The following is a 23,534-nucleotide window of genomic DNA, read 5'->3' on the forward strand; positions in this document are numbered from 1 at the left end:
GAGGGCGTCACAGGCCCCCGGGACGCCCTAAGGGGGCGGGAGAGCCGCTACGGCTGCTTGGTGAGCTCCAGGGCCTCGACCGCCAGCTTGGCCTCCGCCAGACCCGCCCCGGTGATCCGGCGGTACTCCTTGATCGCCGAGATCGTCCGGTCGGCCCTGAGCAGGGCGCGCACCTCGTCCATCCCCGCGGGCTCCGGCTCCTCGATGCCGAAGTGGTCCAGCACCAGGGCCAGACGGCGCTCCGTGCGGTCCGCCTTCCGCTGGAGGCTCTGCACCCGGAGCGTCACCGTCGAGGTGATCCAGCCGGCCGTGGCGACCAGCATGACCAGCAGGAAAATGGTGTTCATTCGGGCCCTCCAGGGATCAGTCCGTGATCTTGAAGGTACTCGAGCTGCGCCCGAACGGACCATTCCGCGGCTGGCCACAGGGAGCGGTCCACGTCCGCGTAGACATGGGCCACCACCGCCTCGGGGGTGACGAAGCCGTTCTCGACGGCGGTCTCGACCTGCGCGAGCCGGTGTGCGCGGTGCGCCAGGTAGAACTCGACGGCGCCCTGGGCGTCCTCCAGGACCGGACCGTGGCCCGGCAGGATGGTGTGCACCCCGTCGTCCACGGTGAGCGAGCGCAGTCGGCGCAGGGAGTCCAGGTAGTCCCCCAGGCGGCCGTCGGGGTGGGCCACGACGGTGGTGCCACGTCCGAGGATGGTGTCGCCGGTGATCACGGCCCGGTCGGCGGGCAGGTGGAAGCAGAGCGAGTCGCTGGTGTGGCCCGGGGTCGGGACCACGCGCAGCTCCAGACCACCGGTCCGGATCACGTCCCCCGCGGCCAGCCCCTCGCCGCCGAGGCGCAGGGCCGGGTCCAGGGCGCGTACGTGGGTGCCGGTGAGCTCCGCGAAACGGCCCGCGCCCTCGGCGTGGTCGGGGTGGCCGTGGGTGAGCAGGGTCAGGGCGATCCGCTTGCCCGCCCCTTCGGCGGCGGCGATGACCGCCCGCAGGTGGGCCTCGTCCAGCGGGCCCGGGTCGATCACCACGGCCAGGTCGGAGTCGGGCTCGGAGACCAGCCAGGTGTTGGTGCCGTCCAGGGTCATCGCGGAGGCGTTGGGAGCCAGGACGTTGACCGCGCGGGCGGTCGCGGGCCCGGAGGTGACGACCCCCCGGGGCTGGCCGGGCAGGGCTGCGGCGTCGGTCATGCGGGGCCTCCGGGGCGCACTCGCTTGGTGAACTCGTCGTGGCCCGGCCAGCTGAGCACCAGCTCGCCGTCCTCCAGCGCCGCCCGTGCCAGTACCGGGGCCAGGTCCTGTGCCCCGGCGGCCGCGAGCGCGTCGGCGGCGCTCCCGTACGGCTCCAGGGAGCGCAGGGTGGAGATGGTCGGCGGCATCATCAGCAGCTCGCCCTTGTCATAGCCGGCGGCCGCGTCGGCCGGGCGGATCCACACCGTCCGGTCCGCCTCGGTGGAGGCGTTGCGGGTGCGCTGGCCCTCGGGGAGGGCGGCCACGAAGAACCACGTGTCGTAGCGCCGCGGCTCGAACTCGGGGGTGATCCAGCGCGCCCAGGCGCCCAGCAGGTCGGAGCGCAGCCGCAGGCCGCGGCGGTCGAGGAACTCGGCGAAGGACAGCTCCCGCGCCACCAGCGCCTGCCGGTCGCTCTCCCAGTCGTCGCCCGTGGTGTCGCCCACGACCGTGTCCGGGGCCGGACCGGCGAGCAGGACGCCCGCCTCCTCGAAGGTCTCGCGTACGGCGCCGCAGACGATGGCCTGCGCGGTGAGGGGGTCGGTGCCGAGGCGATCGGCCCAGTCCTCCCGGGACGGCCCCGCCCAGCCGACCAGGTGCTCCTCGTCGCGCGGGTCGACCCCGCCGCCGGGGTAGGCGTACGCGCCTCCGGCGAAGGCCATGGAGGCGCGGCGGCGCAGCATGTGCACGGCGGGTCCGTCGGGGGTGTCGCGCAGCAGCATCACGGTGGCGGCGCGGCGGGGGGCCACCGGGGTGAGCGAGCCGTCCGCGAGCGCGCGGATGCGGGCGGGCCACTCCGGCGGGTACCACTGGCCTCCGGCGGGGGGCTCGGGCTGGGGCTGCTGCTGACCATTCGGCATGGCCGGATGCTACGGCCATCCGGGCCGATGTTCGAGGGGACCCGGGACGACGCCCCGGGCCCCGCGCGTCGAACGCCGACGGGGCTGAAGGATCCAGCCCCGCCCGGAGGGGTCAGGCTCCCGGAACGAGCTCGACCTGGAACTCGACCTCGACCGGCGCGTCCAGCGGCAGGACCGCCACGCCGACCGCGCTGCGGGCGTGGACGCCCTTGTCGCCGAGGACGGCGCCGAGCAGCTCGCTCGCCCCGTTGAGCACGCCCGGCTGGGCCGTGAAGTCGGGGGCCGAGGCGATGAAGCCGACGACCTTCACGACACGCGCGATCTTGTCGAGGTCACCGATGACCGACTTGATGGCGGCCAGGGCGTTCAGCGCGCACGTGGCGGCCAGTTCCTTGGCCTGCTCCGGTGAGACCTCTGCGCCGACCTTGCCGGTGACCGGCAGGCTGCCCTTGATCATCGGGAGCTGGCCGGCGGTGTACACGTACGAGCCGGAGCGCACGGCCGGCTGGTAGGTGGCCAGCGGCGGGACGACCTCGGGCAGGGTCAGGCCGAGTTCGGCCAGCTTGGCCTCGACGACACCGCTCATGCCTTCTCCCGCTTGAGGTAGGCCACGAGCTGCTCGGGGTTGTTCGGGCCGGGCACGACCTGGACGAGCTCCCAGCCGTCCTCGCCCCAGGTGTCCAGGATCTGCTTGGTGGCGTGAACCAGCAGCGGAACCGTCGCGTATTCGAACTTCTTGGTCATGGGAGCGAGGGTAGTGCCTGTCATGCGGGGCTCATGCGCGCCCCGGAATCCGAGTGGTTAGGCTCGGACGCTGTGAGCAGGCTCCAGGTGGTCAGCGGCAAGGGCGGCACCGGCAAGACCACGGTCGCCGCGGCACTCGCGCTTGCCCTCGCACGCGAGGGCAAGCGGACTCTACTGGTGGAGGTCGAGGGCAGGCAGGGGCTCGCGCAGCTCTTCGGCGCCGAGGCGCTCCCGTACGAGGAGCGGAAGATCGCGGTCGCACCCGGCGGGAGCGGTGAGGTCTTCGCGCTCGCCATCGACGCCGAGCGGGCGTTGCTGGACTACCTCCAGATGTTCTACAAGCTCGGCTCGGCGGGCCGCGCGCTCAAGAAGCTCGGCGCGATCGACTTCGCCACGACCATCGCCCCCGGGCTGCGCGACGTGCTGCTGACGGGCAAGGCCTGCGAGGCGGTGCGCCGCAAGGACAAGACGGGCCGCTTCGTCTACGACCACGTGATCATGGACGCGCCGCCGACCGGGCGGATCACCCGGTTCCTGAACGTCAACGACGAGGTGGCGGGCCTGGCCCGGTTCGGGCCGATCCACAACCAGGCGCAGGCCGTCATGAAGGTGCTCAAGTCCCCCGAGACGGCCGTGCACCTGGTCACCCTCCTGGAGGAGATGCCCGTCCAGGAGACCGCGGACGGCGTCGCCGAGCTCCAGGAGGCCGGGCTGCCCGTCGGCCGGGTCGTCGTCAACATGGTGCGGCCGCACCACCTGGACGAGGACACCCTGCGCACCGCCGCCGGCGACCACCGCGCCGGGGTCGCCCGGGCGTTGTCCCGGGCGGGCCTGGGCGGCGCGCGCCGCGGCGGGCTGGCCGAGCGGCTGGTGGACCCGCTGCTCGCGCAGGCCGCCGAGCACGCGAGCCGGGTGGAGCTGGAGCGCGAACAGCGCGCCGTCCTGGCGGGGCTGGACCTGCCGACGTACGAACTCCCGCTGCTCGGAGCGGGGATGGATCTGGCCGGGCTGTACGAGCTGGCCAAGGAACTGCGCAAGCAGACGGTGGCCGAATGAGCGAGGGGGTGGACACCGTGGGCCTCGACACTCCGCCGAAGCTGGCGGTCGACGGGCTGCTGGACGACCCGCAGACCCGGATCATCGTGTGCTGCGGGGCGGGCGGGGTCGGCAAGACCACCACGGCCGCCGCGCTCGGCGTACGGGCGGCCGAGCGCGGGCGCAAGGCGGTCGTGCTCACGATCGACCCGGCGCGACGGCTCGCGCAGTCGATGGGGATCGACTCGCTGGACAACACCCCGCGCAAGGTGGCGACCGTGGGGACGGGCGCCGCGGCGGGCGGCGGCGAACTGCACGCCATGATGCTGGACATGAAGCGGACCTTCGACGAGATCGTCGAGGCGCACGCGGACGCGGAACGGGCCCGGGCGATCCTCGCGAACCCCTTCTACCAGTCGCTGTCGGCCGGCTTCGCCGGCACGCAGGAGTACATGGCGATGGAGAAGCTGGGGCAGCTGCGGGCCCGCGACGACTGGGACCTGATCATCGTGGACACGCCGCCGAGCCGGTCAGCGCTGGACTTCCTGGACGCGCCCAAGCGCCTCGGGTCCTTCCTGGACGGGAAGTTCATCCGGGTGCTGATGGCTCCCGCGAAGGTGGGCGGCCGGGCCGGCATGAAGTTCCTGAATGTCGGCATGTCGATGATGACGGGCACGCTCAGCAAGCTCATGGGGGCCTCGCTGCTGAAGGACGTGCAGACGTTCGTCGCCGCGATGGACACGATGTTCGGGGGCTTTCGCACGCGCGCGGACGCGACCTTCCGGCTGCTCCAGGCTCCCGGCACGGCCTTCCTCGTGGTCGCGGCGCCGGAACCGGACGCCTTGCGCGAGGCGGCGTACTTCGTGGAGCGGCTGGCCGCGGAGCGCATGCCGCTGGCCGGGCTGGTGTTGAACCGGGTGCACACAAGCGGCGCCGACCAGCTGTCGGCCGAACGGGCGTTGGCCGCCGCGGAGAATCTTGAAGAGGGCGGCATTGTCGATCAGGAGTCCGGGAAAGCTGGACTTCGTGACGCGGCCGCAGACTCGCCGGACCACGCGTCCGGTCCTTCGTCCGCTCCTTCGTCCGACCACTACCCCGACCACGACCCCGACGACTCACCCGAGGTGGACGAGATCACGGCAGGACTGCTGCGCCTGCACGCCGAACGGATGCAGGTGATCGCGCGTGAGCAGCGCACACGCGATCGCTTCACCTCACTGCACCCGGAGGTGGCGGTGGCCGAAGTGGCCGCCCTGCCCGGCGATGTACACGACCTCGCCGGGCTGCGGGCCATCGGAGAGCGACTCGCGGCCGGGGTTCCGGCCGGAGCGTAGGCGTTCGTACGACGTGGCGGCCGTGTGATCTACCCGGCTGCCGCGTACGTCTCGTACGGGACGTCGATCTCCGCGTCTGCATCCATGGTGAGGATGTCCGTGCTGCGCTCGTACTCCGTTCGTGCGGTTTCGAGCAGCCGTCGCCACGAGGTGACGGTGGGACGCCGGCGCAGCAGCGCACGTCGTTCCCGCTCGGTCATTCCACCCCACACGCCGAACTCGACACGGTTGTCGAGCGCGTCGGCCAGGCATTCGGTCCGCACCGGACATCCGGTGCACACCGCCTTGGCCCTGTTCTGTGCCGCTCCTTGAACGAACAGTTCATCCGGATCGGTAGTGCGGCAGGCTGCCTGCGCACTCCAGTCGGTAACCCAGCCCATCCCGGCGCCGTCCTCTCCCGAATCGAGGCTCCCCCACGGCGGTAGCGGCATATTCACCGCTGCCAGTTGAGGACGTTACGGAAGGCGGGCACGGTGCAACACCCCCGACGGGCCCAATCTTGAATGGTCCGAACGGACTATGGGTAAGCGGCAGATCACCCGACGGAGTGATCCGGCGACATGCCCGACCATTCCGGCAATTCGGGTGTAATCGGCGGCTCGGCTTCAGCTGAGGGGCGAGATTCGGACATGAGTCCACCCCATTCGGGAAGGGTGAAAATCAAGCCGCGGGGTTGATGTCGCACCACACTGCTGTGACAGTTGGGGACAGCTTAGGCCAAGGCATTCGCGCGTGTCCGGCGAATCAGAACGTAGGCTGCCCTCCATGGGAAAGAAGCGCTCGGGCGGCGGGCTCACGGGGAGCCAGCAGGCCGCCAAGTTCCTCGGTGTGTCCGTTCTCTCCGGAGTTGTGCTGGCTGGCATGGCGATTCCGGCCGCAGGCGCCCTGGGGCTGGCAGCCAAGGGCACGGTCGAGGGATTCGATGAGATCCCGGCCAATCTCAAGACTCCGCCACTGAGCCAGCGGACCACGATTCTGGACGCGGAAGGTGGCCTGATCGCCACCATCTATTCACGCGACCGTCAGGTGGTCCCGCTCACGGCGATCTCCCCGTACATGCAGAAGGCGATCGTCGCGATCGAGGACTCGCGTTTCTACGAGCACGGCGCCGTCGACCTCAAGGGCATCCTGCGCGCGGTCAACCAGAACGCGCAGGAGGGCGGCGCGGCCCAGGGCGCCTCCACGCTCACCCAGCAGTACGTGAAGAACGTGTTCGTCGAAGAGGCCGGCGACGACGAGACCAAGGTGCGCGAGGCCCAGGAGAAGAGCCTCGGGCGAAAGATCCGCGAGCTGAAGTACTCGATCCAGGTCGAGGAGGAGCTCGGGAAGAAGAAAATCCTCGAGAACTACCTCAACATCACCTACTTCGGCCAGCAGGCGTACGGAATCGAATCCGCCGCCCAGCGCTACTTCAGCAAGCCCGCCAAGGACCTGACCCTGGAGGAGTCCGCGCTGCTGGCGGGCGTCGTGCAGTCGCCGAGCCGGTACGACCCGGTGAACGACGCGCAGGAGGCGATGAAGCGCCGCAACGTCGTCCTCCAGCGGATGGCCGACACCAAGGACGTCTCGCAGGCGGAGGCGGACGCGGCGAAGGCGAAGCCGGTCACCCTGAAGGTGACCAAGCCCAAGAACGGCTGCATCACCGCGGTCAAGGGCGCGGGCTTCTTCTGCGACTACGTGCGCAACTCCTTCCTGACCGACCCGGTCTTCGGCAAGACGCGCGAGGAGCGGGCGAAGGTCTGGAACCAGGGCGGTCTGACTGTACGCACCACCCTGGACCCGCAGTCGCAGGACGCGGCCAACGAGTCGATCAAGGACCACGTCTACCAGGAGGACGCGATCGCGACGGCTGTGACCATGGTCCAGCCGGGCACCGGCCGGGTGCTGGCGATGGGTCAGTCCAAGCCGTACGGCTTCGGGAAGAACGAGACGCAGATCAACTACTCCGTGGACAAGCGGATGGGCGGCTCGAACTTCGGCTTCCAGGTCGGCTCGACCTTCAAGCCGTTCATCGCCGCCGCCGCGCTGGAGCGGGGCCTGCCCCCGACGAAGGTGTACGGGGCGCCGAACAAGATGGACTACCCGAGCGGGATCTCCCGCTGTGACGGCACGCAGTACGTCAACACCACGAAGGAATCGGCGGAGAACGAGACCGAGGACGAGATCGGCCCCTACGCGCTGAGGACCGCGATGGAGAAGTCGATCAACACCTACTTCGTCGAGATGATCTCCGAGATCGGCCTGTGCCCGGTGGCGGAGATGACGCAGAAGCTCGGCGTGGTGCCGGCGAGCGGTGCCAAGCTGGCCGACGGTCCCGCCATCGCGCTCGGCGCGGAGGAGATGTCCCCGCTGACGATGGCCAACGCGTACGCGGCCTTCGCCAACCGCGGCGTCTACTGCACCCCCGTCGCCATCGAGTCGATCACTGACTCGCACGGCAAGGCGCTCTCGGTCCCCAAGAGCAAGTGCGACCGGGCGATGTCGGAGACGACCGCCGACACCATCAACACCCTGCTGAGCGGTGTGGTCGACTCCGGCACCGGTGAGCGGGCCGGTCTGACCGACCGGGACAGCGCGGGCAAGACCGGTACGACGGACTCCCGCTACAACGCCTGGTTCGTGGGCTACACCCCGAACATCTCCGGCGCGGTGTGGGTCGGCTCGGGCGGGGCGAAGAAGATCACGATGGAGAACATCGTGATCGGCGGGAAGCCCTTCGAGAAGGTCTTCGGTGGCGGACTGCCCGGCCCGATCTGGAAGGACGCGGTCACCGGTGCGCTGTCCGGCCGTGAGGCCCTGCGCTTCACCACGGTCAGCATCCCGGAACCGAACGTCCCCTCCGGCGGCCCCCGCGGCAACAAGCCCCCCACCAACCCGACCAAGCCCGGCAAGCCCGGTGACGGCAAGCCCGGCGGGCGGCCCGGAGGCCAGACCGCCGGAGCCACGGGCGGCGCGGGCGGCACCGAACCGGAGACCCCCTTCCCCGGGATCACGATCTCCCCGGGCGGCCTGATCGGCGGCCGCGACGACCATTAGCGGTCGGCGCGCGACGCACAGCATGAAGGGAGGGCCCCGGCCGCAAGCGGCCGGGGCCCTCCCTTCATGTGTATACGAGAACTGCTGCGGGCGCTGCTACGAGAGCTGCTGCTTGACGACGGCGGCGACGCGCCCGCCGTCCGCCAGCCCCTGGACCTTCGGGTTCACGATCTTCATGACGGCGCCCATGGCCCGCGGCCCCTCCGCGCCCGCCGCCTTGGCCTCCGCGACGGCCTGCGCCACGATCGCGACGAGCTCGTCGTCGGTGAGCTGCTTGGGCAGGTACGTGTCGAGGAACTCGCCCTCCGCGGTCTCCCGGGCGGCCTGCTCGGGACGCCCGCCCTGGGCGAAGGCCTCCGCGGCCTCGCGGCGCTTCTTCGCCTCCTTGGCGATCACCCGGAGGACTTCCTCGTCGGAGAGCACGCGTGCCTCCTTGCCCGCGACCTCCTGGTTGGTGATGGCGGAGAGGGTCAGACGGAGCGTGGACGAGTGCAGCTCGTTCCGCTCCCTGATCGCGGTCGTGAGGTCTTCCTGGAGCTTGGCCTTGAGCGTGGTCATGCACCTGAGTCTGCCAGGTGCGGGGCCGGTGGCGCCCATCGGTTTTCCGGGTCTGCGACGATGGGTCCATGCGTGCGCGTTACGGAGTACCCCTGAAGGCGGCTGCCGGAATCGCGGCGGTGGGGGCCGCGGGTGTGGCCTATGCCGCCGGTTTCGAGGCCCGGTCCTTCCGCCTGCGCCGGATCACGGTGCCTGTCCTTCCACCCGGGATGCGCCCGCTGCGCGTCCTCCAGGTCTCCGACATCCACATGGTCGGCGGGCAGCGCAAGAAGCAGGCCTGGCTGCAGTCCCTGGCGGGCCTGCGCCCGGACTTCGTCGTGAACACCGGCGACAACCTCTCGGACACCGAGGGCGTCCCCGAGGTGCTCGACGCCCTGGGCCCGCTGATGTCCTTCCCCGGGGTGTACGTCTTCGGGTCGAACGACTACTACGGCCCGCGGCTGCGCAACCCGGCGCGCTACCTGACCGAGAAGGTCCAGGGCCGGCACGGTCTGAACGGCAACAAGCCGGTCGTCGGCGCCGTCCACAATCCGTGGGAGGAGCTGCGGGACGCCTTCGACGCGGCGGGCTGGCAGAACCTCACCAACACCCGGGCGCGGCTGAAGCTGGAGGGCCTGGAGCTGGCCTTCACCGGTCTCGACGACCCGCACATCAAGCGCGACCGCTACGAGCGGGTCGCCGGTGGCCCGGATGCGGACGCGGACTTCTCGATGGCCGTGGTGCACGCCCCGTACCTGCGCGTCCTCGAAGCCTTCACCGCCGACCGGTACCCGCTGATCCTCGCGGGCCACACCCACGGCGGGCAGTTGTGCATCCCCTTCTACGGAGCGCTCGTCACCAACTGCGACCTGGACACCCGGCGGGTGAAGGGCCTGTCCACGCACGAGGCGGGCGGGCACCGCGCGTACCTGCACGTCTCGGCGGGCTGCGGGACCAACCGTTTCACCCCGGTGCGCTTCGCGTGTCCGCCGGAGGCGACGCTCCTCACGCTCACCCCGAAGGCGTAGGGGTCCACCCCGTCCGCCCCGTCCGCCCCGTCTGCCCCGTCCGCACGGTCCTCGCCGTTTCCGCCGTCCGGCGACCGTCCCGCGACCGCTGCGCGAAAACCGGATTTCGTCTCCAGCGAGAGGTCCGCTAAAGTAATCGATGTCGCCAGGGCAGCAACGCTGCAAGGCGGCGATCGGGGTGTAGCGCAGCTTGGCAGCGCGCTTCGTTCGGGACGAAGAGGTCGTGGGTTCAAATCCCGCCACCCCGACTTCGTAAGACCAGGTCAAGGGCTTGATCCGCATCGCGGGTCAGGCCCTTCCTGCGTCTGCGGAGTTCGTTAGGGAGACCTCCGGAGAAGAGCGTGGTCGGCTTCTTCCAGGAGCCCGGGCGGCCTTCGTCTTCGCGTCTTCTCCGCGCGCCCGCCCGCCGGTTGGGGCGTGCCCGAGCCTGAGGTCCGTATCGTCTTGTCCTCCTCCCCTTTCTCCGTGCCCTCGCGCCCGCGCGGCCCGCTTCGGCCCGCGCCGCCCGCCTGGCTGTCGCCGAAGGTGCTGCGCACCGAGGTGCTCGGCGGTCTCGTGGTCGCGCTGGCCCTGATCCCCGAGGCGATCTCGTTCTCGATCATCGCCGGGGTGGATCCCGCGATCGGGCTGTTCGCCTCGTTCACGATGGCCGTCGTGATCGCGGTCGTGGGCGGGCGGCCCGCGATGATCTCCGCCGCCACGGGCGCCGTCGCGCTCGTGATCGCGCCGCTCAACCGCGAGCACGGCCTGGGCTACATGATCGCGGCGGTGATCCTCGCAGGGGTCTTCCAGATCGTGCTCGGGGCGCTCGGTGTCGCGAAGCTGATCCGCTTCATACCCCGTTCGGTGATGGTCGGCTTCGTCAACTCCCTCGCCATCCTGGTCTTCATGGCGCAGGTCCCCGAGATGCGGGACGTGCCGTGGGCCGTCTATCCGCTGCTCGCCGCCGGGCTCGCGCTGATGGTGTTCTTCCCGAGGATCACCAAGGTGGTCCCGGCCCCGCTGGTGTCCATCGTCATCCTCACGGCGGTCACCGTCGCGGCGGGCATCGCGGTGCCGACCGTGGGGGACAAGGGCGCGCTGCCGTCCTCGCTGCCGGTTCCGGGGCTGCCGGACGTGCCGTTCACCCTGGACACCCTGACGCTCATCGCCCCGTACGCCCTGGCCATGGCGGTGGTCGGGCTGATGGAGTCGCTGATGACGGCGAAGCTCGTCGACGAGATCACCGACACGCGGTCCTCGAAGACGCGGGAGTCCGTGGGCCAGGGCGTCGCGAACATCGTCACCGGGTTCTTCGGCGGTATGGGCGGCTGCGCGATGATCGGCCAGACGATGATCAACGTGAAGGTGTCCGGCGCCCGTACCCGGCTGTCGACCTTCCTCGCCGGCGCCTTCCTGATGGTGCTGTGTATCGTCTTCGGGCCGGTCGTCTCCCGGATCCCGATGGCCGCGCTGGTCGCCGTCATGGTGATGGTCTGCTTCGCGACCTTCGACTGGCACTCCATCGCCCCGAAGACCCTCCGGCGCATGCCGGCCGGCGAGATCACCGTCATGGTGCTCACCGTCGGCTGCGTGGTCGCCACCCACAACCTCGCCGTGGGCGTCGTCGCCGGGTCGGTCACGGCGATGGTCATCTTCGCGAAGCGCGTCGCGCACCTCGTGAACGTCACGTCCGTCCTCGATCCGGACGGCGGCCAGGTCGTCTACTGCGTGACCGGCGCGCTGTTCTTCGCCTCGTCCAATGAACTGGTCGGGCAGTTCGACTACGTCGAGGACCCCGACCAGGTCGTCATCGACATGTCGTCCGCGCACATCTGGGACGCGTCCTCGGTCGCCGCCCTGGACGCCGTCGAGACGAAGTACCGGCGACTCGGCAAGAGCGTGGAGATCGTCGGCCTGAACGAGCACAGCGCCCGCCTGCACGGAACACTCAGCGGCGAACTGTCACCAGGTCAGTGAGGGCCCAGGCCCACGGGCTGTTGCATCCAGGCGTCCGGGCCTGGGTCGGTGCCTTCGGCGCGGGACGCGAGGCGGTCGACGTAGTGCTGCCAGCCCTCGGCGTGGACGGCCCTCAGCCAGCCGGAGGGGGGCATCCGATCGCGCCGAAATCGCCGAAGCGGATGCCGGCCGGTCGGATCACCGTCATGCTCGTCACCGTGCGGGGGTGGGGCGGACGGGGTCGTCCCCGAGCGCTGACCGGTGTCTGACCGGCATCTGAGCCGGTGTCCGACCGGCATCCCCGGCCCGTACGGACAGGTGCGTGTCCGCTACGCGCAATCGGGCGGACAGGCCGGTTCAAAGTTGTCCGCTGCGCGACATTGGTCGTCCTCGTACGTCGTTCCCGTCCGCGCGATGGACCCATAGCGTGAACGAGTGCGGCAGCGACCGCACATGGAGGTCTTCACTCCGCAACTGACACCCACGTTCAACCTTCAGGGAGCACTCATGTCCTCGACTGCGACGACGACAAGCACGGCACCACCGGGCGACCAGCAACGCCGGCCTGGGCTGGTGCTGTTCATGGTCTGCGTCGCGATCTTCATGCTGATGCTCGACGCGACGGTCGTCTCCGCCGCGCTCGCCGACATCCGCAAGGACTTCGACGCCTCCATCGACGGCCTCCAGTGGGTCATCGACGCCTACTCGATCCCGCTGGCCGGTGTCCTGCTGACCTTCGCCACGCTCGGTGACCGGTTCGGCCGCCGACGGATGTTCATCCTCGGCATGGCCGGCTTCACCGCCTCCTCGCTGGCCCTGGCCTTCGCCAACACGATCGTGGTGCTCGACGTCCTGCGCGCGGCGCAGGGCTTCGCCGCCGCCATGCTGTTCGCCACCGCGCTGCCGCTGCTGTCGGTCGCGTACCCCGAGAAGGCGGCCCGCGCGAAGGCGATCGGCATCTACGGCGCCGTCATGGCCCTCGCGACCGTCGCCGGCCCGGTCTTCGGTGGCGCGCTCGTCACCCAGTTCGGCTGGCGCTCGATCTTCACCATCAACGTGCCGATCGGCATCGGCATCATGGTGCTGGCCTGGCTGAAGATGCCCGAGTCCGCGAGCAGCCCCGAGCGCCGCGCCGACCTGCTGGGCTCGGTGCTCCTCACCGGCGGCCTCGTGGCCGGCGTGTTCGCCCTGACCCGGAGCAACGCGCTCGGCTGGACGTCGAGCACGGTCATCGGCCTGCTCGTCGCCGCGGTGGTCCTGCTGATCGCCTTCCTGGCGTGGCAGGTCAAGGCCAAGCACCCGCTGTTCGACCTCGCGATGGCGAAGAAGCCCGGCTTCTCCGGTACCGCGATCGTGTCGGTCGCGCACATGGCCACGCTGATGGCCGCGTCCAACTACATCGCACTGTTCCTCATCGGCACGCTCGGCTACTCCCCGCTGCAGATGGGTCTGCGCCTCCTGCCCATCAGCCTCGGCGCGATGATCGCCGCACCGCTGACCGCGATCTTCGCCCGGCGCGTACCGCTCGCGGTCTCGCTCCCCGTCACCATGGCGCTGGTCACCGTGGGCATGTACCTGATGGGCAACTTCGGCCACGACAGCGAGTGGACCCACTTCGTCCCGGGCATGCTCATCGGCGGCCTCGGCCTCGGCGCGATCACCGCGGTCACCCAGGCCGCGTCGCTGACCTTCGCCTCGCAGGAGAACGCGGGCATGGCCAGCGCCACGTTCGGCACGCTGCGCCAGATCGGCATGGCCATGGGCATCGCCGGTCTCGGCGCGATGTTCAGCCGCGTCGCCGAGGACAAGACGGAGACCGGCCTCGCGGCGATCCCCGGGGCCGGCGCGGTGCCGCCGGACCTGAAGGAGCAGTTCATCGAGGGGATCGGCTCCGGAGCCGGTCACCAGGTGATCGAGGGAGTGCCGGCGCAGTTCGCGGACAGCGTGCCCGCCCTGACGCAGGTCGCCGACAGCGCGTCGATCGACGCGATGAACGCCCTGGCGAACCTCGGCGCGGTCATCGGTGCGGTCGCCGTGGTCCTCGCGGTCATCACCTTCGCGATCGACAGCCGCCGGTCCGGCAAGGTCAACGAGAAGACGCGGGAACCAGAGCCGGCGTCGGTGTGACCTCGGAATCGGCACCGCTCCCGCCGAAGTACGCGGCGGGGGTGGTGCCGATTTCCCGTCGGAACGCGGTGATGAAGGCGCTCGCGGTCCTGTAGCCGACGGCGCGGGCCACCCGGGAGATCGGCTGGCCCTCGCCCAGCATCGGGAGCGCGGCGTTGAGGCGTTCGAAGGTCCGCCAGCTCCCGAAGCTGACCCCGGTCTCGGCGCGGAACCGGCGCGAGAGGGTGCGCGGCGACGCCCCCACCTCCCGGCCCCAGTCCGCGAGGTCCCGGGGGTCGGCCGGGTCCTGTCTGATGGCGAGCGCGATCCGCAGGGCCAGCGGATCGGTGGGGAGGATGGTCGGGATGATGGTGACCGACATGGGCTTCATCAGGTCCCACAGCACGTCCACGGCCCGGGCCCGGCGGTCCGGGGCGCGGCCGCCGAGCTCCACGATGTAGGACAGCAGCGGGCCGACCACCCCGGTGGCGTCGATGACGGTCGGGGTCTTCCAGTCCAGCGGACAGTCGCCCGGTTCGAAGTACAGCGAGTGCATGGCGCAGGACGAGTTGGGGATGACGGCGTGGTCCACGCCGCCGGGGATCCACAGGGCGCGCGAGCGCTGAACCACCCAACGGCAGTTGTCCACCGTCATCGTCAGCAGCCCCGACGGCGCCCAGGTCAGCTGGTGCTGCGGGTGGTTGTGGGTGGGCACATCGGTCCCGGCCTCAAGCGGGATGACGATGCTCGAATAGGCCGCATAATCGATCGTGGGGTGCATCTCACTGATGATCACAGGCTCCAATTCTACTGCCACCACCCCCTGTTGAGGCGGTCCGTCGAATTCGGGCCACCGCCGCGCGCAGCCCCCACCATGAGGTCCGGCCCCCCGAAACGTCCGGGTGGACCGGATGGAACGCAGGTCAGGGGCCTGATCCCCGCACTGGATCAGGCCCCTGCGCGGCGTGGGCGTCCGTCTCGGCGTACGGACGCCACCGACTGGATCCGGACGGTCAGACGCCCGGGATCTGGCGTGCCTTGAACGCGGCGCGGACGGCGCCGGCCGCGGAGGTGCCGTACATGCGCTGCGCCGTCGCGATCGTCGTCCGGGCGGCGGCCTCGAAGCTGGTGTCCGGTGCGAAGCCGAACTGCGCGTTCACGATGATGCGGTCGGCGGTACGGGCCCCCAGGGCGCCCCGGATGTCGAAGAGGGCGCGCGACCAGATCTCGCCGTCGGCGTGGACCTCGCCCACCCGGTCCGCGTAGACCTTGTTGCCGTCGATGCGGCGCAGGCAGTGCGGTGCGTCGCTGTAGGAGATCGAGTCCCAGTCCGCGACGCACGCCAGGTCCGCTTTCCGCGGCCATCCGTAGACAGCGTCGGCATGGGCGCCGACCTCCACGGCGAGGTAGTCGCCGAAGGCCTCGCCTATCGCGCCGGCTTCGGGCGAGGTGCCGAAGCCGGGGACCTGCGCGTGGTGCACGGCGTGCCCGTACTCGTGCACGATCACCTCGGCGTCCTCGGCGTCGTCGACGCTGCCCTTTCCGAAGCGTATTTCGGCCTTCTTGTCGGTGAAGAAGGAGTTGTCGGCGCCGAACTGGTTGATGCGGACCGGCTGGACCCGGTCGTTGGCGCCGGGGAGTTCGCTGCCGAAGCCCAGGCCCTGGAGGTACTCCTGTGCCTCGTTGACCCAGAAGTAGGCCATGACCTGCTCGAACTGGTCGTCGGCGCGGTTGTACCGGGTGGCGTCCGCGACCGCCGCGGGCGCGCCCGTCTCCGACTTGACGTACGCCCACTTCCCGGACAGCCCGCCGCTGGCGTCCAGGTTGCGCAGGGCGGCCGTGGTGTAGGCGGACGCGGGCACGGCGCCGGCGGAGTCCTTGGCGTCGAGGAGCGTCTGATCGCCCGAGGACTGCACGGGGTTGACCATGAAGATGCTGCCCTGGGGCAGCGCCGCGGCGGGAGCGGAGGCGGGCGCGGGCGCCGACGCCGAGGCCGGTGCGGCCAGGGTGAGCAGAGCCGCGGCGGCGGTGGCCGCAGCGGTCAGGCCGCGGGGGGAACGGCGGGACATGGACATCCTCCTGTGATGGATGTGGCGCGCCGGAGATTTCACGGGTGGCGCGGTGCGGACGCGATCTTTGCTCAACCGGGCCGTCTTTGGCCAGACCTCGTACCCCCCTGCGTTCCACGAAGTGCCGCATCATGTCCCGCGTGCACAGTGCGGAGGAGTTCGGTGAGGCCGGCAGCGGAGCGCGGATCCCGGGGGCGGTGCGGGACCCGGGAGCCGGGGCAGACATGTCCGGCGTGCTCGCGGCGGCGCGACGGGGAGACGACGCGGCCTTCCTGGCACTGTTCCGGGCGGTGCAGCCGGGGCTGTTGCGGTATCTGACCCTGCTGGCCGGCGAGGAGGCCGGGGAGGTGGCGTCCGAGACGTGGCTGCGGATCGCGCGCGAGCTGGGGTCGTTCAGCGGGGACTACGACGCGTTCCGCGGCTGGGTTTCGGCCGTCGGGCGCAGCCGGGCGATGGAACTGCCGCGCCGTCGGCGGAGCGGGCTGCGGCGGGCGGCGGCCGGGCAGCGGGGCGTGGGCGTGGCGGGCGAGGGCATACCCGCCCAGGGTCCGCCGGGCGTGGGCATACCGGTCGTGGGCATACCGGTTGAAGGCCCCCTGGTCGAAGGGCCGCCCGACCGGCTGGGGTCCGGGGACGGCGAGGGCGCGGCGCCTGTCTGCGTCGCCACCGCCGAGGCGCTCGCCCTGATGGCCGCGCTGCCCCGCGTACAGGCGGAGGCGGTGCTCCTGCGGGTGGTGATGGACCTGGACGCGCAGAGCGCGGCCCGGGTGCTGGGCAAGCGGGCCGGTGCGGTGCGCAGGGCGGCGCACCGAGGCCTGCGCACGCTGGCCCAGCTGCTCGAACAGCAGGCGGCGAGCCGGCCGGGGGGTACGGGTGGGGCGGGTGCGCCTCGGCCACGCGGAAGGAATTTCCGTCGAGGAGTGACACCAGCGGCGGCTTCGACGCTGAAGGACACGAGATGAGCACCCACCGATCCCGCCGCATCGACCACGACACGGCCGAGCAGCTGCTCGACGGTGCACGAGCCGATCTCGCTCCCGGCCACGAAGCCCTCGCGGGGCTTCTCGCCGCCCTCTCGGCGCCGACGGCCGACGGCGAGCAGGCCGGCGAGGAGCAGGCCGTGGCGATGTTCCGGGCGGCTCGTCTCCACCCCGCTCCGGCCCCGGCCCCGGCATTCCGCCGATGGCGATCCCGGTCCACGCGGTCCGTGCGGTCCACGCGGTCCCTGCGCACGCCGGCGATGCTCCTGAGCGTGAAGGTCGCCGCCGCACTGGCCGCCGCCGCGGTCGGCGGTGTCGCCGTCGCGGCCGGTACGGGTCATCTGCCCGCCGCCCTCGGGGGCGGCCCCGCGAGTGGCGGACCGACGCCCTCCGCCTCGGCCTCCGCCAGGAAGCCCGGGGAATCCTCCGCGGGACTCCTGTCCCGTCCCGCGACCCCGGTCACACCCGATCTGGCCGACCTGTGCCGCGCCTACGTCGCGGCCGACGGCGCGCAGCCCGCCGTGGTGCTGGCCGACCACCGGTTCGCCCCCCTGGTTGCGGCCGCGGGAGGGCAGGGCGCCGTACCGGAGTACTGCGGCCCCGTCGTCGGCGTCCAGGACGCGGGACCCGACCGCTCGCCGGCCCCGCAGCCCACGGACGGCACGCGCGGCGCCGAGCCCACGAAGCCCGGCGGGCGGGACGCGGGCAGGAAGCCCGACAAGCCGGGCCCGGGAGCCACCCGCACCCCGGACACCCGGGACACCCCGGACACCAAGGGCGGCCACCCGACCGCCCCCGCGACCACCGAACCGTCCCCGCCCCGCCATCCCGCCCCGACCGGTCACCCCACCTCGGTGCCCGGGGCGGCCCCCTAGGAACCTGGCCACCGATGCAACCACCCACGGGTTACGCGGACGACGACACGATGCCGCTCCCCCGCCTCTACGCGGCCTCCCCGGGCCCGGCGGAACCGGACCCCGGGCACACAGCCGCGCCCGCGCCGGTCTTCGTGGACTCCTCGGGCCGACGCCAGCGCCGGGTCCGCCGCCTGGGGTGGCTGCTGGTCGTGCCCGCCGCCGCCTACGTCGTCCTCCTGCTCAGCTCGCTGTTCGGCGGACCCACCGTCCGCTCCCCCTTCCTGCCCGCACCGCGCACTCCGGACGCCGCCCCGAGCCGGCCCCCCGCCGCCGAGGGCAAGCCCGCTGCCTCCGCCCCACCGAAGCGCACCGCCTCCTCCACCGGCAGCGCTCCGCAGGCCTCCCCCACCGGCCCCACCGGCCCCACCCACCCCGGCGGCCCCATCGCCCCGCCCGGTACGGCCACGACCGGACCGGCCCCCTCCGCCACCACCGGGCCCGCCCCCACCCAGGCGAACGGCCAGAGCGGCCGCGGCAAGCCGACCTCGGCACCCGGACAGGGCGGCAAGCCCACCGTCCGCCCCTGACCTCCCGGCTCGCTCACCACAGGCAGAAAGCTCGTCCCCTTGTCGAAGAACCGACGCCGCCTCCCCCGCGGCCGGCACAGCACGGTGCGCAACGTCCCGCTGCGCACCCACTGGCTGCTGCTGACCGTGCTCGTCGTCACCCTCTCGGCCGCGCTGCTCCTCCAGGGCTACGCCAAGCACATGTTCGACTCCACGGCCGACGGCGCGGCCCGTACGCCCGGCTCCTCCACGTCCGTGCCGGAGGCCATCCGCTCCGGAGGGCCGGTCGTCGAGGGCGCCGCCGGGCGGACGGCCCGTCCCGCGCCCCGCACGATCGCGCTGACCTTCGACGACGGCCCTGACCCGGTCTGGACCCCGAAGGTCCTGGACGTACTGCGCCGCAACGACGTGCGCGCCACGTTCTTCACCGTCGGCGCCCAGGTGTCCGCCCATCCCGAACTGGCCCGGCGGATCGTCGCGGACGGCCACCAGATCGGCGTCCACACCTTCACCCACACCGACCTCGGCGCAGCCTCCGACTGGCGGCGCTCCCTGGAACTGCGCGAGAGCCAGCTCGTCATCGCCGGCGCCACCGGCATCACCACCCCGCTGCTGCGCCCGCCCTACTCCTCCACCAACGAGGCGCTGGACGACGCCGGCTGGAACACCGTCGTCCAGGCGGGCCTGGACGGCTACCTCACCGTCCTGACCACCCAGGACAGCGAGGACTGGCGCCGCCCGGGCGTCGCCGGGATCGTCGCCAACTCCACCCCGCAGGGCACGGACGGCCAGGTCGTGCTGATGCACGACGCGGGTGGCGACCGCTCGCAGACGGTCGCCGCACTGGAGCAGCTGATCCCCCGCCTCAAGGCGGGCGGCTTCCGATTCACCACGGTCAGCGAGGCCGTCGGCCTTCCCGCGCCCACCCGGCCGGCCTCGGCCGTCGACCGGTGGCAGGGAACCGCCCTGATCAACGCGCTGCGCGCCAGCGACTGGGTCCTCGAAGCGCTCTCCTGGCTGCTGTGGGCGGCCGGCGCGATCAGCGTGCTGCGCGCCGTGGCGGTGTTCGTCGCCGCGCGCCGGCACGTACGGACGCGCCGCAAGCCGTGGGGCCGGGTGGTCACCGAACCCGTCAGCATCATCGTGCCCGCCTACAACGAGAGCGCCGGCATCGAAGCCGCCGTCCGCTCCCTGCTGGCGTCGGACCATCCGGTGGAGATCATCGTGGTCGACGACGGCTCCACCGACGGCACCGCGGACATCGTGGAGGCCCTGCGGCTGCCCGGCGTACGCGTCATCCGCCAGGAGAACGCCGGGAAGCCAGCCGCGCTCAACACCGGCATCGCCGCGGCCTCGTACGACCTGCTCGTCATGGTCGACGGCGACACCGTCTTCGAGCCGGACGCGGTACGCATGATCGTCCAGCCCTTCGCCCAGCGGCGCGTCGGCGCCGTCTCGGGCAATGCGAAGGTCGTCAACCGCGGCGGGCTGCTCGGCCGCTGGCAGCACATCGAGTACGTCGTCGGCTTCAACCTGGACCGGCGCCTGTTCGACCTCGCCGAATGCATGCCCACCGTGCCGGGCGCGGTCGGCGCGTTCCGGCGCGAGGCCCTGCTGCGCGTCGGCGGCGTCAGCGACACCACCCTCGCCGAGGACACCGACCTCACCATGGCACTGTGCCGCGACGGCTGGCGCGTGGTCTACGAGGAGCGTGCCATCGCCTGGACCGAGGCCCCCGCCTCGCTCGGCGCCCTGTGGAAACAGCGCTACCGCTGGTGCTACGGAACCCTCCAGGCCATGTGGAAGCACCGCGGCGCCCTCGCCCAGCGGGGCCAGGCCGGAAAGCTCGGCCGCCGCGGGCTGCTCTACCTGCTCATGTTCCAGGTGCTGCTGCCGCTGCTCGCGCCCGTCGTGGACATCATCGCCGTCTTCGGGCTGGTCTTCCTGGACCCGGTCCGCATCCTCGGCCTGTGGTGCGCGTTCCTCCTGCTCCAGGTCCTGATGGGGCTCTACGCCTTCCACCTCGACAAGGAACGGCCCGGGGCCCTGTGGAGCCTGCCGCTCCAGCAGTTCGTGTACCGCCAGCTGATGTACCTGGTCGTCATCCAGTCCGTGTTCACGGCCATCGCCGGATCGCGCCTGCGCTGGCAGCGCATGGAGCGCTACGGCAGCCTCCGCATGCCGGCCGCCGCACCGGCGCCCGGGCCCGCACGCGCACCGACGCCCGTACCGGCGCCCGCGCCCGTCCCGGCTCCCGTACCGGCGCCCCTGGCATACGACCCAGTCCAGCCCTGGTACCCGCAGGACGCGCACGAGGTGGCACCGTGGCCGCCGCAGCACTGACCGTCAGGGCCACCGCCCGCTAGTCCTGCGCCCCTGCCAGCGCGGCGAGTTCGGCGCGGGTCAGGGCCAGGAAGTCCGGGGAGGGACCGGCCTGCACGGCGCGTTCGGCGGCCATCGCGTCGAGGTGGTCGAGGACCGCGCTCACCGTCGGGAAGGGGCCGACCGGGCGGAGCAGCCAGAGGCGGCCGCGGGGCCGGGGCGGCAGGCCGAGGGCGGCGAGGGCCGCGTCGGCCTCCTGGTCGAGTTCGCGCAGGTCGGGTTCGGGGAGCGGGGCGCACTCGACGCCGGTGATGTGGCCGTGGCCGTCGAGCGCGGTGTCCACCGCCCAGTGGGTGGAGCGGTCCGGGATCCAGGTGCGGGCCGCCGGGGGCCAGACGTACGGGAGGAACACCCAGCGCAGGTCCTCGGGCGCGGGCTCCCAGCCCAGCACCTCCAGCTCGCGGATCTCGGGCAGCCGGTCCGGCTCCAGCTCGCTGCGGCCGGTGCGGCGCAGCGCCAGCGGGTGGGGTGTTCCGTCCTCGTCCCACGACATGCGGGCACGCTATCCGACGCGGTGGCGGATGTGCGTGACCTGGCGCAGGTCCGTGCCGACGCCGTGGGTCCGCCGCCGGGACGCGGCGGCGGACCATCGGCCGCGGCTCCGCGGGCTACGCGCCGTCACGCGTCCAGCGGGTTCGCCGCGATGCGGGTGGCCGCGCCGCCCGCGACGTAGGCGGCTGCCGCGCAGTCGGGCTTGCGGGCCGCCTGGTCCTCGACCAGGGCCAGGAAGGACGGGCCGAAGCCCGCACGGGGGTGGGCCTTGAGCAGGGCTTCGGTGAAGGCGGGGTCGAACGCGCTCACGCGCAGGCCCGAGACGTCGGCGCTCGTGCCGACCTGGAGCAGGTGGCTCTCCACGTCCTCGGCCGCCGTCACGTCGTCCCGCATGTGCAGGACGATGATCTCTTCGGCGCGGGCCCGGCGGGCCGCCGGCCAGCCCAGCCCGGCCGTCAGGACGCGCGCGACGTGGCCGCCCGCCTCCTCGAACGGGAGCGTGTGGCTGTCGAACGGCGCGGTCAGGCCCAGGTCGTGGAGCAGCGCGCTGACGTAGAAGAGCTCGGCGTCGTACTCCAGGCCGTGCTGGTCGGCGTACTGCGCCCCGAAGGCGTAGGAACGGACCGAGTGGTTCAGGAGCGCCGTGTCCGCGTACTCGGACGCGATCTCGTAGGCGGCGCGGGCTGATCGGGTGTCAAGGCTCCATGTCATGGGGCGTCAGCGTAGGCGGCGTGCGAAGTCCACCTCCGACGGGGGCTCCCCCGGCCAGTTCAGCCGCGTCGGGGCCGGGGCCGTCTCGGCGAGGACCGAGCCGTGCGAGACGACGTACCGGGGGCGGACCTGTCGGCGCACGGCCTCCTCGGGCGACGGTACGGGCAACAGGACGAAGGAGGCGGGCGCGCCCGCGGTGATGCCGTACTCCGCCGCGGACAGGCCCAGTACGCGCGCCGCGCGGTCCGTCACCATAGAGAAGGCCACCGGGATCTCGTCCGCGCCGGTGAGCTGGGCGGCGTACAGCCCGACGAGGGCGGTCTGGAGCGGGTTGGCGGTCCCCAGCGCGTTCCAGGGGTCCATCACGTCGTCGTGGCCGAAGGCCACGTTGACCCCCGCGGCCAGCATCTCCTTGACCTGGGTGAGGCCGCGCCGCTTGGGGTAGTCGTCGAAGCGCCCCTGGAGGCCGAGGTTGGCGAAGGGGTTGGAGACCAGGTTGATTCCGGAACGGGCCAGCAGCCGCTGCAGTTTGTAGCTGTACGCGCCGTTGTAGGAGCCCATGGCCGTCGTGTGCGAGGCCGTGGCCCGCTCGCGCAGCCCCGAGCGCAGGGCCAGGGTGGCCAGAACCTCCACGAAACGGGACTGCTCGTCGTCGATCTCGTCGCAGTGCGCGTCCACCCGCAGGCCGTGCTCCTCGGCCAGCGCGAAGACCGTGTGCAGCGAGGCCACCCCGTCCTCGCGGGTGTCCTCGAAGTGCGGGATCGCGCCGACCACGTCCGCCCCGCGGGCCACCGCCTCGCGCAGCAGCTCCTCGCCCCCGGGGAAGGAGACGATGCCCTCCTGCGGGAACGCCACGATCTGCAGCGTCATGACGTCCCGTACCCGGTCGCGCACCTCCAGCAGCGCGTCGAGCGCGGTGAGGGACGGGTCGGTGATGTCGCAGTGGGTGCGGACGTGCAGCACGCCCTGGGCCGCCTGCCAGCGCAGCACCTCGCTCGCCCGCGCGATCACGTCCTCGCGGGTCAGGGTCCGCTTGCGCTCGCTCCAGCAGGCGATGCCCTCCCAGAGGGTGCCGGAGGCGTTGGGGCGCGGTTCGCCGACGGTCAGCGCCGTGTCGAGATGGATGTGGGGCTCGACGAAGGGGGCGCAGAGCAGGCCGCCGTGGGCCTCGATGAGGACGCCGGTGGCCGGTGGTTCCTTCTGGTCGTCGTACGGGATCACGCGCGCGATCCGGCCGTCCTCCCCGACCTCGACGTCGGACAGGCCGGTGGACGGGCCGGTGGACGGGCCGGTGGTGTGGAGCAGCCGGGCGCCCCGGACGATCATCCGCATGGCGCCAGATAAGCACGCCGCCCGCCCGTGCGCGCGCCGTTACGCCCCGGCCGCCGTGGTCAGCCGCGCTTCGCCTGCGCCTTCTGCTGCATGCCCCGGGTCTTCGCGGAGAGCGACTGCGCGTCCCTGGCGGCGGCCTTCGCACGCGCTTCGGCAGCCGTGTTCTTCGCGATCGCGCGCTCGGAGTCCTGGTGGAGGTGATGGCCGCCACGGGCCTTCTTGGCCATGATCACTCCTCCTCGGAGCGGAATTCAGGCGTACGGGTTCACTGTGCGCCCGTTCGGGGCATTCGGCATCCC

At 71.8% G+C, this 23,534-nt stretch carries 23 protein-coding genes and 1 tRNA gene; 11 read left to right on the forward strand and 13 right to left on the reverse strand.

The window, feature by feature from the left end; translation table 11 throughout:
- Positions 1 to 47: 47 nt before the first annotated feature.
- The 5 genes from AC07DU_RS21630 to AC07DU_RS21650 form a co-directional block, all read right to left on the reverse strand.
- Positions 48 to 347, reverse strand: coding sequence for a hypothetical protein (locus AC07DU_RS21630; RefSeq protein WP_479112960.1), 300 nt, complete (start codon positions 345 to 347; stop codon positions 48 to 50).
- Complete coding sequence (locus AC07DU_RS21635) at positions 344 to 1,189, reverse strand: MBL fold metallo-hydrolase (RefSeq protein ID WP_360895119.1); 846 nt, start codon at positions 1,187 to 1,189, stop codon at positions 344 to 346. Before AC07DU_RS21635 ends, AC07DU_RS21630 begins: the two co-directional genes overlap by 4 nt.
- A complete protein-coding gene (locus AC07DU_RS21640; RefSeq protein ID WP_361942428.1) occupies positions 1,186 to 2,088 on the reverse strand; it encodes an NUDIX hydrolase in 903 nt (300 codons plus the stop codon). Before AC07DU_RS21640 ends, AC07DU_RS21635 begins: the two co-directional genes overlap by 4 nt.
- Before the next feature lie 112 nt (positions 2,089 to 2,200).
- Positions 2,201 to 2,674: a RidA family protein gene (locus tag AC07DU_RS21645; protein WP_479036128.1), complete on the reverse strand. Its 474-nt coding sequence runs from the start codon at positions 2,672 to 2,674 to the stop codon at positions 2,201 to 2,203.
- Positions 2,671 to 2,832, reverse strand: coding sequence for a Sp36 family protein (locus AC07DU_RS21650; protein ID WP_007264966.1), 162 nt, complete (start codon positions 2,830 to 2,832; stop codon positions 2,671 to 2,673). Before AC07DU_RS21650 ends, AC07DU_RS21645 begins: the two co-directional genes overlap by 4 nt.
- 72 nt (positions 2,833 to 2,904) lie before the next feature.
- On the opposite strand from AC07DU_RS21650, the gene bagA reads away from it, so the two are divergent.
- Entirely contained in the window at positions 2,905 to 3,888 is a 984-nt protein-coding gene (gene bagA / locus AC07DU_RS21655; RefSeq protein ID WP_360895129.1) for an ATPase BagA, read from the forward strand.
- Positions 3,885 to 5,201, forward strand: coding sequence for an ATPase BagB (bagB, locus tag AC07DU_RS21660; protein WP_360895132.1), 1,317 nt, complete (start codon positions 3,885 to 3,887; stop codon positions 5,199 to 5,201). The genes bagA and bagB overlap by 4 nt, the downstream gene beginning before the upstream one ends.
- A gap of 29 nt (positions 5,202 to 5,230) precedes the next feature.
- On the opposite strand, the gene AC07DU_RS21665 is transcribed toward bagB, so the two are convergent.
- Positions 5,231 to 5,581, reverse strand: a complete 351-nt coding sequence (locus AC07DU_RS21665; protein ID WP_360895135.1) for a WhiB family transcriptional regulator — start codon at positions 5,579 to 5,581, stop codon at positions 5,231 to 5,233.
- A gap of 385 nt (positions 5,582 to 5,966) precedes the next feature.
- On the opposite strand from AC07DU_RS21665, the gene AC07DU_RS21670 reads away from it, so the two are divergent.
- Entirely contained in the window at positions 5,967 to 8,237 is a 2,271-nt protein-coding gene (locus AC07DU_RS21670; protein WP_479112964.1) for a transglycosylase domain-containing protein, read from the forward strand.
- A 96-nt stretch (positions 8,238 to 8,333) separates the two neighbouring features.
- Here the strand turns inward: AC07DU_RS21670 and AC07DU_RS21675 are convergent, their stop codons facing one another.
- The gene (locus AC07DU_RS21675) at positions 8,334 to 8,795 is read right to left on the reverse strand and encodes a GatB/YqeY domain-containing protein (RefSeq protein ID WP_360895141.1); all 462 of its coding nucleotides are present in this window, start codon (positions 8,793 to 8,795) and stop codon (positions 8,334 to 8,336) included.
- 68 nt (positions 8,796 to 8,863) lie between these two features.
- Between AC07DU_RS21675 and AC07DU_RS21680 the strand changes: the two genes are divergently transcribed.
- From AC07DU_RS21680 to AC07DU_RS21695, 4 genes are all read left to right on the forward strand, one after another.
- Positions 8,864 to 9,802, forward strand: coding sequence for a metallophosphoesterase (locus tag AC07DU_RS21680; protein WP_360895144.1), 939 nt, complete (start codon positions 8,864 to 8,866; stop codon positions 9,800 to 9,802).
- A gap of 174 nt (positions 9,803 to 9,976) precedes the next feature.
- Positions 9,977 to 10,050, forward strand: a tRNA-Pro gene (locus tag AC07DU_RS21685).
- Between the two features lie 217 nt (positions 10,051 to 10,267).
- On the forward strand, positions 10,268 to 11,761 hold the full coding sequence (locus AC07DU_RS21690; protein ID WP_479112967.1) for a SulP family inorganic anion transporter: 1,494 nt from the start codon (positions 10,268 to 10,270) through the stop codon (positions 11,759 to 11,761).
- A 486-nt stretch (positions 11,762 to 12,247) separates the two neighbouring features.
- Entirely contained in the window at positions 12,248 to 13,867 is a 1,620-nt protein-coding gene (locus AC07DU_RS21695) for an MFS transporter (protein ID WP_453371385.1), read from the forward strand.
- Here the strand turns inward: AC07DU_RS21695 and AC07DU_RS21700 are convergent.
- Together AC07DU_RS21700 and AC07DU_RS21705 are read right to left on the reverse strand one after the other, a co-directional pair.
- Positions 13,827 to 14,642, reverse strand: a complete 816-nt coding sequence (locus tag AC07DU_RS21700; RefSeq protein ID WP_360900655.1) for a helix-turn-helix domain-containing protein — start codon at positions 14,640 to 14,642, stop codon at positions 13,827 to 13,829. The genes AC07DU_RS21695 and AC07DU_RS21700 overlap by 41 nt on opposite strands.
- Before the next feature lie 217 nt (positions 14,643 to 14,859).
- Positions 14,860 to 15,915 carry a M4 family metallopeptidase gene (locus AC07DU_RS21705; RefSeq protein ID WP_479112969.1) on the reverse strand — a complete coding sequence of 352 codons (1,056 nt, stop codon included), beginning with the start codon at positions 15,913 to 15,915 and terminating at the stop codon, positions 14,860 to 14,862.
- A 140-nt stretch (positions 15,916 to 16,055) separates the two neighbouring features.
- Between AC07DU_RS21705 and AC07DU_RS21710 the strand changes: the two genes are divergently transcribed.
- From AC07DU_RS21710 to AC07DU_RS21725, 4 genes are read left to right on the forward strand one after another with little or no spacing between them, the layout of a single operon-like run.
- Entirely contained in the window at positions 16,056 to 16,877 is an 822-nt protein-coding gene (locus tag AC07DU_RS21710; protein ID WP_479112971.1) for an RNA polymerase sigma factor, read from the forward strand.
- The gene (locus tag AC07DU_RS21715; protein ID WP_479112973.1) at positions 16,874 to 17,770 is read left to right on the forward strand and encodes a hypothetical protein; all 897 of its coding nucleotides are present in this window, start codon (positions 16,874 to 16,876) and stop codon (positions 17,768 to 17,770) included. The genes AC07DU_RS21710 and AC07DU_RS21715 overlap by 4 nt, the downstream gene beginning before the upstream one ends.
- A gap of 14 nt (positions 17,771 to 17,784) precedes the next feature.
- Positions 17,785 to 18,339, forward strand: a complete 555-nt coding sequence (locus tag AC07DU_RS21720; protein WP_479112975.1) for a hypothetical protein — start codon at positions 17,785 to 17,787, stop codon at positions 18,337 to 18,339.
- A gap of 39 nt (positions 18,340 to 18,378) precedes the next feature.
- Positions 18,379 to 20,661: a bifunctional polysaccharide deacetylase/glycosyltransferase family 2 protein gene (locus AC07DU_RS21725; protein WP_479112977.1), complete on the forward strand. Its 2,283-nt coding sequence runs from the start codon at positions 18,379 to 18,381 to the stop codon at positions 20,659 to 20,661.
- 19 nt (positions 20,662 to 20,680) lie between these two features.
- Here AC07DU_RS21725 and AC07DU_RS21730 read toward each other — a convergent pair whose 3' ends face one another.
- From AC07DU_RS21730 to AC07DU_RS21745, 4 genes are all read right to left on the reverse strand, one after another.
- Positions 20,681 to 21,193 carry a DUF5956 family protein gene (locus AC07DU_RS21730; RefSeq protein WP_360900637.1) on the reverse strand — a complete coding sequence of 171 codons (513 nt, stop codon included), beginning with the start codon at positions 21,191 to 21,193 and terminating at the stop codon, positions 20,681 to 20,683.
- Between the two features lie 125 nt (positions 21,194 to 21,318).
- Positions 21,319 to 21,903 carry an HD domain-containing protein gene (locus AC07DU_RS21735; protein WP_360900634.1) on the reverse strand — a complete coding sequence of 195 codons (585 nt, stop codon included), beginning with the start codon at positions 21,901 to 21,903 and terminating at the stop codon, positions 21,319 to 21,321.
- A gap of 6 nt (positions 21,904 to 21,909) precedes the next feature.
- On the reverse strand, positions 21,910 to 23,235 hold the full coding sequence (gene codA / locus AC07DU_RS21740; protein ID WP_479112980.1) for a cytosine deaminase: 1,326 nt from the start codon (positions 23,233 to 23,235) through the stop codon (positions 21,910 to 21,912).
- Between the two features lie 59 nt (positions 23,236 to 23,294).
- Positions 23,295 to 23,462 (reverse strand): hypothetical protein, encoded by a 168-nt coding sequence (locus AC07DU_RS21745; RefSeq protein ID WP_360900627.1) that lies wholly within the window; start codon positions 23,460 to 23,462, stop codon positions 23,295 to 23,297.
- Positions 23,463 to 23,534: the final 72 nt, after the last annotated feature.

It is taken from the genome of Streptomyces sp. NPDC045695 (assembly GCF_056432025.1).